Source organism: Rubritalea sp., assembly GCF_039830215.1.
Classification (GTDB): domain Bacteria; phylum Verrucomicrobiota; class Verrucomicrobiia; order Verrucomicrobiales; family Akkermansiaceae; genus Rubritalea.
The window spans coordinates 1-6,875 of record NZ_JBDOPO010000159.1; the positions used below are offsets into that span (position 1 = coordinate 1).

At 50.9% G+C, this 6,875-nt stretch carries 8 protein-coding genes; 4 read left to right on the top strand and 4 right to left on the bottom strand.

Features of this window, described 5'->3' with window-relative positions; translation table 11 throughout:
- Positions 1–238 precede the first annotated feature (238 nt).
- The gene (gene hemL / locus ABGY95_RS05230) at positions 239–1,522 is read right to left on the bottom strand and encodes a glutamate-1-semialdehyde 2,1-aminomutase (RefSeq protein ID WP_347440642.1); all 1,284 of its coding nucleotides are present in this window, start codon (positions 1,520–1,522) and stop codon (positions 239–241) included.
- Between the two features lie 158 nt (positions 1,523–1,680).
- Between hemL and ABGY95_RS05235 the strand changes: the two genes are divergently transcribed.
- Entirely contained in the window at positions 1,681–2,382 is a 702-nt protein-coding gene (locus ABGY95_RS05235) for a hypothetical protein (RefSeq protein ID WP_347440643.1), read from the top strand.
- 3 nt (positions 2,383–2,385) lie between these two features.
- The gene (locus tag ABGY95_RS05240) at positions 2,386–2,739 is read left to right on the top strand and encodes a DUF2007 domain-containing protein (protein WP_347440644.1); all 354 of its coding nucleotides are present in this window, start codon (positions 2,386–2,388) and stop codon (positions 2,737–2,739) included.
- On the opposite strand, the gene trmD is transcribed toward ABGY95_RS05240, so the two are convergent.
- Positions 2,731–3,402, bottom strand: coding sequence for a tRNA (guanosine(37)-N1)-methyltransferase TrmD (gene trmD / locus ABGY95_RS05245; protein ID WP_347440645.1), 672 nt, complete (start codon positions 3,400–3,402; stop codon positions 2,731–2,733). The two genes, ABGY95_RS05240 and trmD, sit on opposite strands and share 9 nt — an antisense overlap.
- A gap of 57 nt (positions 3,403–3,459) precedes the next feature.
- Between trmD and rnhA the strand changes: the two genes are divergently transcribed.
- Positions 3,460–3,930 carry a ribonuclease HI gene (gene rnhA / locus ABGY95_RS05250; protein ID WP_347440646.1) on the top strand — a complete coding sequence of 157 codons (471 nt, stop codon included), beginning with the start codon at positions 3,460–3,462 and terminating at the stop codon, positions 3,928–3,930.
- Between the two features lie 6 nt (positions 3,931–3,936).
- On the opposite strand, the gene tsaB is transcribed toward rnhA, so the two are convergent.
- Positions 3,937–4,617: a tRNA (adenosine(37)-N6)-threonylcarbamoyltransferase complex dimerization subunit type 1 TsaB gene (gene tsaB / locus ABGY95_RS05255; RefSeq protein WP_347440647.1), complete on the bottom strand. Its 681-nt coding sequence runs from the start codon at positions 4,615–4,617 to the stop codon at positions 3,937–3,939.
- Positions 4,618–4,793: 176 nt separating this feature from the next.
- Here tsaB and ABGY95_RS05260 point away from each other — a divergent pair, with 176 nt between their 5' ends.
- On the top strand, positions 4,794–5,924 hold the full coding sequence (locus ABGY95_RS05260) for a citrate/2-methylcitrate synthase (protein ID WP_347440648.1): 1,131 nt from the start codon (positions 4,794–4,796) through the stop codon (positions 5,922–5,924).
- A gap of 125 nt (positions 5,925–6,049) precedes the next feature.
- On the opposite strand, the gene ABGY95_RS05265 is transcribed toward ABGY95_RS05260, so the two are convergent.
- Positions 6,050–6,875, bottom strand: an 826-nt coding sequence (locus tag ABGY95_RS05265; protein ID WP_347440649.1) for an outer membrane protein assembly factor, incomplete at its 5' end; no start/stop codon positions are given.

Sequence of the window (6,875 nt, forward strand, 5' to 3'; positions counted from 1 at the left end):
GCTCCTAATACCCTCTTGGAGGTGACGAATTAAGGCGGGAAACTACTCGCCTTACAATAGTAAACTGTAAGAATCGGAGAAGGAGTGCCGCTTCAATGAATAATTTACAACTAAGAATGAAACATGCGATTAATTCCAGATTTAGAGATGTCACTGCACACCAATGAACAATGGCCATTGGCCATTGGTTCAACTCAGTTGCGGTATATGTGTGCTATCGATTCTTTCCTCTTGCCTTTCAAATAGCCTTGAATGCCTTGGCGAAGGCGTCGAGTGTGTCTTCGATGTCACCAGAGCTGTGGGCGAGCGAGATGAAGCCAGTTTCGTACGGGCTTGGGGCTATGTAGACTCCGTCGTCGAGGAGTGCGGCGAAGAAACGTTTGAAGGCGTCCATGTCGGCGCCATTAACATCGTCGACATTCCAAATTTCTTTGTCGGTGAAGAATAAGCAGAACATGGAACCAACGCGGTGGAAGGTGTAGTTGAGACCATTTTCAGCGAGTAGCTTGCGGATGCCGGCTTCCAGCTGAGCACCTTTGACTTCGAGCTGGGTGTAGCCGTCGGCTGCGTCGAGAGCTTTGAGTTGAGCAAGGCCTGCAGCCATAGCGAGTGGGTTTCCTGAGAGAGTTCCAGCTTGGTAGACTGGGCCGATAGGGGCGAGGCAGTCCATGATGTCAGCGCGGCCACCGAAGGCTCCTACAGGGAGTCCGCCACCAATGACTTTACCCATGCAGGTGAGGTCGGGTGTGATGCCGACAAGTTCTTGAACACCACCTTTAGCAACGCGGAAGCCAGTCATGACTTCGTCAAAAATGAGGACTGTGTCGTGCTTCTTTGTGATGTCACGGAGGAACTGAAGGTAGCCTTCACGCGGGAAAATCAGTCCTGCATTGGCTGGGAATGGCTCGAGGATGATGGCGGCAATTTGATCGCCGATAGCATCGAATACTTCCTGCACAGCTTCTGGGGAGTTGTATGGAAGGACGATGGTGTGGTCAGAGAATGCTTTTGGTACACCAGCTGAATCGGGCTCGCCGTGGGTGAGCGCGCCCGAGCCGGCGGCTACGAGTAGGTGGTCAACGTGGCCGTGGTAGCAGCCATCAAATTTGATGACCTTGTCGCGGCCGGTGAAGCCGCGAGCTAGGCGGATAGCAGACATGGTGGCTTCTGTACCAGAGTTGGTCATGCGGACTTTTTCTATAGACGGAACCCAGTCGACGATAGTCTGCGCCATCTGGACTTCCCATGGGCAGGGAGCACCGAATGATACTCCGTCTTTCGCTACTTCGTGGATGGTTTGGGTGAGTTCGATGGGAGCGTGGCCTAAGATGGCTGGCCCCCATGTCCCGATGTAGTCGATGTAGGTTTTGTTGTCGACGTCAGTGATGCGGCTGCCAGCAGCTCTGCGGACGAAAAAGGGATCTCCGTCGACATTTTTAAAGGCGCGAACGGGTGAGTTCACACCGCCAGGGATGAGTGTCTTAGCTTTTGCGAAAAGTTTCTTAGAAAGTGGTCCTACCATGATGAGTGAGTTGTTGAGATTATACGGAGATTGCCTGCAGTGGGTTTGTCAAAAATTGCCGTCCCGAGCGATGCTTTTTTTTGAATATCTCGCGGCGGATGATTTTCAGTTTGAAGAACGAGTTTGCGGGAGAGTGAAAATTACGGCACATTTAGTGCATGAAACTCATTACCGTCTTTATGTCAGTGGCTATAGCTCTGGCTAGTAGCCAGCTTGGTTTTGCCGATTCACTCCTCGATAATGACCCCGAGGTGGTTTTCTTTGAGCCGAATGATGAGATGGTTTTGTTGGTGGTGAAGGAGTCGACAGTGTTTGCCACAAAGAAGGGGGGGCGCAAGCTGGGTACCTACCCGGTAGACACGACGCTCCGGCTGCTAGGAATGACTGAGAAGGGCTACAAGGTGAAAGGGAAGGCCAAGCATAGTCTCGTCACCGGTTGGGTTTCACCAAAAAATCTAGCATCTAAACAGCCAAAGTTCGTAGAAGAACTGAAGCTGCACTACGAGCGCGAAATGGCTATTCGTGAGTTGATTGCTCAGAAGGAGGTTGCAATCGGGATGACCATCGATGAAGTTCAGAAATCGGTTGGAGAGCCAACTAAAAAGGAAAGCCGGATCACTAAGGATGGCAGGACTGGGAAGTGGGAGTTCATAAAGGGCAAAGAGCTGAAGCACTACACTAATACCGTAGATCCACGCACTGGTCAGGTATTTCGCCGTTTTTCACATGTGACTGTCGATGAGAAGGAGAAGCTCACCGTGGAGTTTGAGAATGATGTGGTCACCGCAATTTCGAGTCTGGAGAATAACTCTCCTGGCAATATTCGGATCATCGTTCCACCAATCGTTTTTGGGTTCTAGGCGATGCGTAAAGTTTACGAAGACCAAGACATGACTATGGTGGGGTACTACCAGTCATTGTTAGAAGATGAGGGGATCCAGACCTTAGTTAAAAACGAATATGCCTCGCTAGCGACTGGTGAGATTCCTTTCACTCAGGTTTATCCAGAGCTGTGGGTGACCGATGAGGCTGACTACGAGCGTTCGGTGGATTTGATCCGAAGCGTTAGAGATAGCCAGATCGATGGAGAGGAAGAGAAGGCTTCAGTGGGTTATAAGCGTTCTGTGAGAATGCAGCTGATTCTCTGGCCAGGAATGCTGATGGTGCTCCTGTTACTGGTGTTTGTGCTGAGCTCTGTTATCGAAGCTCTATTCTAGCAAGTCTGGTCGATTTTGGCGGGTGCGCTCTAGAGCTTTTTCCTTCTTCCACTGCTCGATTTTTTTGTGGTTTCCTGAGAGTAAAACTTCAGGGACCTTCATGTCGCGGAATGTGTTAGGCTTGGTGTAGGCTGGAGCTTCCAGCATGTTTGGATCCGAGAAAGATTCTTCTTGGTGGGACCGTTCGTCACCTAGGGCACCGGGAATGAGGCGCACGATGGCGTCGGTCACCACTGCGGCGGCGATTGCTCCATTAGTCAGCACGTAGTCGCCGATGGAGAGTTCGATGTCGACGAGTTGCTCAATCACGCGGTGATCAACTCCCTCGTAGTGACCACAAAGGATGATTAGGTGAGGTGCGGTAGAAAGTTGTTGGGCAATGGCTTGTTTGAATTGTTTGCCCTGTGGAGTCATGAGGATGACCTTGCAGTCGTCACTACGTAGTTCCTCGATGGCTGCAAAAATGGGGTCGGGCTTGAGCAGCATCCCTTGGCCACCACCACAGAGGTAGGCGTCGGTCTTGCGGTGCTTGTCTGTTGCCCAGTCGCGCAGATTGTGGGCATGGACCTCGACGAGGTTCTTTTCCCTAGCGCGTTTGATGATGCTCTCGCTGAGTGGAGCGAGTGCTATTTCTGGGAAAAGTGTGAGAATATCGATCCGCATAGAGTGAGAATGAAGTTTCAAGTTGGAAGTTTCAAGCGTTGAGGCTACTGGATTGGTATGAAGCACAATGTGACCATTTACACTGACGGATCATCGCGGGGGAATCCAGGGCCAGGAGGCTATGGCGCGATCTTGATTTCAGGTGATAGAAAGAAGGAACTTTGTGGGGGATATTTAAGAACGACGAACAATCGCATGGAGCTCATGGGAGCCATTGTGGCACTGGAGGCTCTGAAAAAACCCTGTGAGGTCGAGCTGATTTCAGATTCTAAATACGTGATTGATGCGATGCGAAAAGGCTGGATTCACGGGTGGAAAAAGAAGAGTTGGAGTAGGGGGCCGAACAAACCACTTAAGAATGCTGAACTATGGCAGCGGCTCGATAAGGCGCAGGCTCAGCATAAAATGACTTGGAGCTGGGTCAAAGGTCATGCTGGTAATCCGATGAACGAGCGCTGCGATGAGCTGGCGTATGGCTCGACCGAGGGGAAGGATCTGCCAGAGGATGTCGGCTTTGTTAGTGAGTAGGGGGCGCTACGTTTTTTTTTTGTTCACCTTGCCTCTAAGTAGTGGGTGGCCGGCCTTGGCTTTGGTGATGAATGGTCCACGGAGGTAGACTGGGGATGGCTGGGTGTTGAGCTGCGTTTGCTTGTCCTTTTCAGATAGAATGAGCCACGCTGCGATGTGTTGTTCTGCGCTTGCTATTTCTTGGAGGAGCGCTTGGTCACCGCTGAGATCCATGGTGGGGTCTAACGAGAAGAGAGCCTCTGCTGCTTGGTTTACCTTTTGGTCGAAAACTTCTCGATCCATGAGCTGTGGCTCCTGCGGGAGGCTGTGCGTCGGAATTTCAGCGGTAAAGAAGGAGCCTCTGCGGGCGTCTCCAACTGCGATGCTGGGCTTGCCTGCCAACCACGTTTCGGTGGCAAGAAATGAGGATTGGCCAACGACTGGGCAATCGTGAGCGACCGCAATTCCCTGGGCTGCGGCAATGGCTATTCGGGAACCAGAATAGGAACCAGGGCCGGTGCCGATGAGGATAGTGTCGATTTTTTCGCCATCGGGAATTAGTGCTAGCAGCTTCTTGAGTGGGCTGAATAGCAGCTGGTTTTGTTGCCTGTGGCTTTCAAAATACTCAGAATGCGTAGGCCCTTTGCCTAACTTGAGTGAAATACTGGCAGCTGGGTAGCTGGTTTCGATTGCTAGGATATTAGGCACAGTGAACAGTTATTTGAATGAAATTCATGGTGGATATGCAGGATATGTAGAATCTTTTGTGATTCTTGTCGATTCGCTCTTGAATGAATGAGCATCTCCATGTTTCTTTCTCGCGTCACTCGGCTAATCTGTAGTCGGGATGAATAATTTTCACCAGAATTCCACCAGAATTAGTTATGAGCGATTACGCAAAAGGTTTAGAAGGAGTAGTAGCGAATGAATCCGCCTTGTCAAAGGTTGAAGGACTCGCAGGCAAGTTGTCTTACTTAGGATTCAGTATCGATGATCTTGTCGAGAACTGTAGTTTTGAAGAAGTTACCTTCCTTCTCCACAATAACCGCCTTCCAAATACTGAAGAGCTAGCCTCTTTCGAAACTAAGTTGCGCAACGACCGTGAACTACCTGAGCAGGTAATTTCTTTCATCAAGTCACTCCCAGCTGAAGCCACTCCCATGGACGTGCTTCGCACAGCAGTGTCCATGCTCGGTATCTTTGATAGCCGCGCTAAAATTGGTGAGCCTGACCATGAGCTCAACCGTGAAGTTGCACTGTCTCTTGTGGCTAAGACTCCAGTCATCGTTGCTTACTACCACCTCGCTCGTCAGGGCAAGGAACTTCCAGCAGTGCGCACTGATCTTTCAGAAGCTGCACACTTCCTCTACCTCATCAATGGTGTGGTACCTTCAGAAGCTGAAGCTCGCACGCTCGACGTGGCGTACATCATTCACGCTGACCACGGCATGAATGCTTCCACTTTCTCAGCACGTGTCACAATCGCGACACTTTCTGACATCTACTCCGCAATGACATCTGCGATCGGCACCCTCAAGGGCCCACTTCACGGTGGCGCTAACGAAGGAGTGATCAAGATGCTCAAGGAAATCGGTAGCGAAGATGCTGTGGATGCCTTTGTTGAAGATTGTCTTGTCAACAAGAAGAAGATCATGGGTATTGGTCACCGTGTGTACAAGGTGCTCGACCCACGTGCTCCACACCTTCAGAAAATGGCGATCAAGCTTACTGATGAACTTGGTGAGTCAAAGTGGATCAACATGTCTGAGCGCATTGCTGCAATCATGCGTGAGCGCAAAGGTCTCAATGCCAACGTCGATTTCTACTCTGCTACAGTGTACTACTCACTCGGTATTCCTACTGATCTCTTCACTCCGATCTTCGGCATCGCACGCATGTCTGGTTGGACAGCACAGGTGCTCGAGCAGCTCCAAGACAGCCGCCTCTACCGTCCGCTTACTAAGTACGTAGGGCCTGAGACACTTTCCCCAGTGACTCCAATCAGCGAGCGCTAGGAATTTAAAATTCTCTAATGCCCCATGTCTTTTATTAGGCATGGGGTATTTTTTGCTGGGAGCGCTGAGCCCCAGCTCGGCAGCAGTGATTCCGTAGCCGAGCGCTAGGGCTCAGTGCTCCCAGGTTAGAAGCTGGCTCCGATGGTGAAGTGGAAGGTTCCTTTGGGCTCATGTTCCTTGCGGTTGAGATTATAACCGTACTCAAACCGGATCGGGCCTATGGGGAGATGAATGCGCGCGCTAACTCCTACTGCTTGGCTCGGGTTGCTAAAGTCGAGGTCTTCGAAGTCGCTGTAAACTTGGCCTAAGTCATAGAACAGAGCGAGGTGGATGGGCTTTTTGATTTCTCTGACGAGTTCGGCGCTACCAACCCAATAGGATTCACCACCAAGTGGGTCGCCAGCATTCGAGCGTGGTCCCAGTCCGCGTTCGTCAAAGCTTCGTACTGAGTTTGTACCACCGCTGAAGAGTCGTCGATCGATGGGGAGTTTTTCTGAGTTGGCTGGAATGATGGCACCGACGTCAAAATGCGAAATGATGAAGGTCTTTTCGTGCAGTCTTTTGCGGTATGAATTGTTTAGGTCGATCTTAAAGTACGAGGTGGAAGCGTCTCCTACGATTGAGCCCAACTCTGTGAGTAGTTCGCCATTATAGCCATTGCTGGGAAGAATGGGGTTATTGCGGAGATCGAGGGCTAGGACCACACCTACTCGTGTGTTGAGGTAGTCGTTAGGTCCGAGCTCATCCTGGGTCATGGTCGAGGAAGAGGTGCTGACAAACGACGTCCCTAGGTAGCCACGCATTGTGTAGTTATCAGTGGCTTGCCATGTCCAGGATGCCTCTGAACCTAGTTCGTATTTATCATAACCATCCGGGCTGCGTTGCACCGCAAAGGTTCGCAGGTTGAAGCTGAGGTCTTCCCCAGCAAACAACGGTTCAGTCCTTCCAACT